This window comes from uncultured Thiodictyon sp., assembly GCF_903828115.1.
Lineage (GTDB): Bacteria > Pseudomonadota > Gammaproteobacteria > Chromatiales > Chromatiaceae > Thiodictyon.
The window spans coordinates 1-1,817 of the sequence record NZ_CAIKKU010000682.1 but is presented as its reverse complement, the minus strand read 5'-3'; the positions used below and the strand labels follow the sequence as shown (position 1 = coordinate 1,817).

1 protein-coding gene is annotated in these 1,817 nt (G+C 63.1%); it reads right to left on the bottom strand.

What is annotated here, in order from left to right:
* Window positions 1-66: 66 nt before the first annotated feature.
* Window positions 67-1,613, bottom strand: a protein-coding gene (locus QZY48_RS25860; RefSeq protein ID WP_295436398.1) for an ISNCY family transposase whose coding sequence is annotated in 2 segments (ribosomal slippage) — window positions 67-699 and window positions 702-1,613 — 1,545 coding nt in all. Because the reading frame shifts where the segments join, the coding sequence is not laid out codon by codon here.
* Window positions 1,614-1,817 lie beyond the last annotated feature (204 nt).

Here is a 1,817-nt window from a genome sequence, read left to right as displayed (position 1 = left end):
TCATGAGAACACCATTGGCGTGATCCTCAACCGACGGGGCGATCGCTGGAGACGGGTACAAAAAAACTATGGAGGCAAACCGAGCTTGAGCAGGCGCTCCTCAAGCGCCGCCAGATAGGTATCGGGATGCTGGCGGAAGTGCCGTTGTTGCAGGCGTGCCTCGCGTAGCTTGCCAAGTTGGCGCCGCTCTTCGTGCCAGGCCACCGGGTCGACCTCGCCAAGCTGACGCGGTGTGAGCGGATTGGCCCAGGTGATCACGGCGGCGAGCACCCGCACGGCGCCACGCACGATCAAGCTGGGACTGGCGACCTTGTGCCCGGTGATGCGTCGCTCTTGGTGGCGCAGGGAGCCGAACAGATGCTCAAGGTCGTTGTTGGTGCGCGGTAGCCCATCGACGTCATCGGTGTGAAAGAGCCCTGACCAATAACTCTGGGTGATCTTCACGAAATGCTGGCCCCAGTGGCGGATCGTTTCCCCGACCGGGGTCTTGAGCCGCTTGGCAAAATCATGCACCCAGCGCGCATAGCGCGCCCTCACTTCAGCGGCGGGTCGTTGCTCGGGATTCTCCAGCAGGTCGACGGCTTCGTGAATGCACTGAAACATGGCCGCCAAGGGTGGCCAGTACGCGGCCGTGGCCGTCAAGGCGCGCTCAAGGATGCCGTGCAAGCGCTGAAGGGGTTTCGGCAGGCCCCCCTTTTTTGCTCGGCTCGTTGCAAGCTGGCCTCGATCTGCTCCAGGCGTTCGTGCAGTCGCAACCCGCCTGGTTCCAAAGGGGCTTGGCCCTCGTCACTGAGCGCGCCGCGCACCGCGGCGCAATAGCCTTGCACCACCTGCGCCTCCTCATCCTCGCGCTCACTGACGGTACGCTCGAGCGGACGGATCGCGCGTACGCGTTTCTTCAATTCCTTCTTGGCATGACGATCGGCCTCCCAGGCTGGGCTAACCGCTTGTTTCCAATAGTGGAACTGGCAGAGCTGATGGGGCACGCCAGGAAACGCTTCCGCCACCGCGTTGCCGATACTCTGCTGCCCGTCGCTGATCACGCCGACCACCGGAGCCTTGACTCCCGCGATGGCTTCGCGCAGCAGCGCGACCAGGTCCGCTTGCCGCGAGGACAGTCGGCTGCGCGCGAGCAGCACCTCGCCCGAGAGCACCTCGCGGATGACCCACAACACCTCGTGACCGACATCCGGCTGCAGCCCGTCGATGGCCAGGATCAGGCGTCCCTGCGTCTCGAGCCGGACGCGACGCTCGGGGCTATCGCGCACCGACAGTGCCACCAATTCGTCATAGCGCTCTAGCAGGTATTGCACATTGCGCTGACTGATGCGCACCGCACGTTGCTCAAGCGCGGCGTGAATCTGCTTCGCCGTGGCCTGTTCGCGATAACGCCGTTGACCAATGAAGGCCAGCACATCCAGCCCATATTCATAGTGCGGGAGCACCACATGACCTTCTTCCACGGGGTGTGTCGATCGGTGATAGTGCGCACAAGCCGGATTCTCGCAACGCCCGATCGAAACCTTCAGACGCAGCATACCCTCGAGCGTGGCCACCTTGCGCCAGGTCGTGTACTGCAAGCGTAGCCGCTGACCGCACTCTGCACAGTCCATCACTTCGGGGCGCAGTCGCCGTTCTTCTGTCGCCTCCGCTCGGCGTGTCTTGCCGCTCATCGCTGTCCTCCTCCTGGACCGCCAGGATCCGCTTCCCTACTGGCTTAGACAGCCCTCAAGTGCCGTTTGCTTCCATAGAAAAAAACGCCCCGCCGCTGTACTGGAGGAAATCGATCCCGACGACCTTGAGTCCGCGTTCCCGTA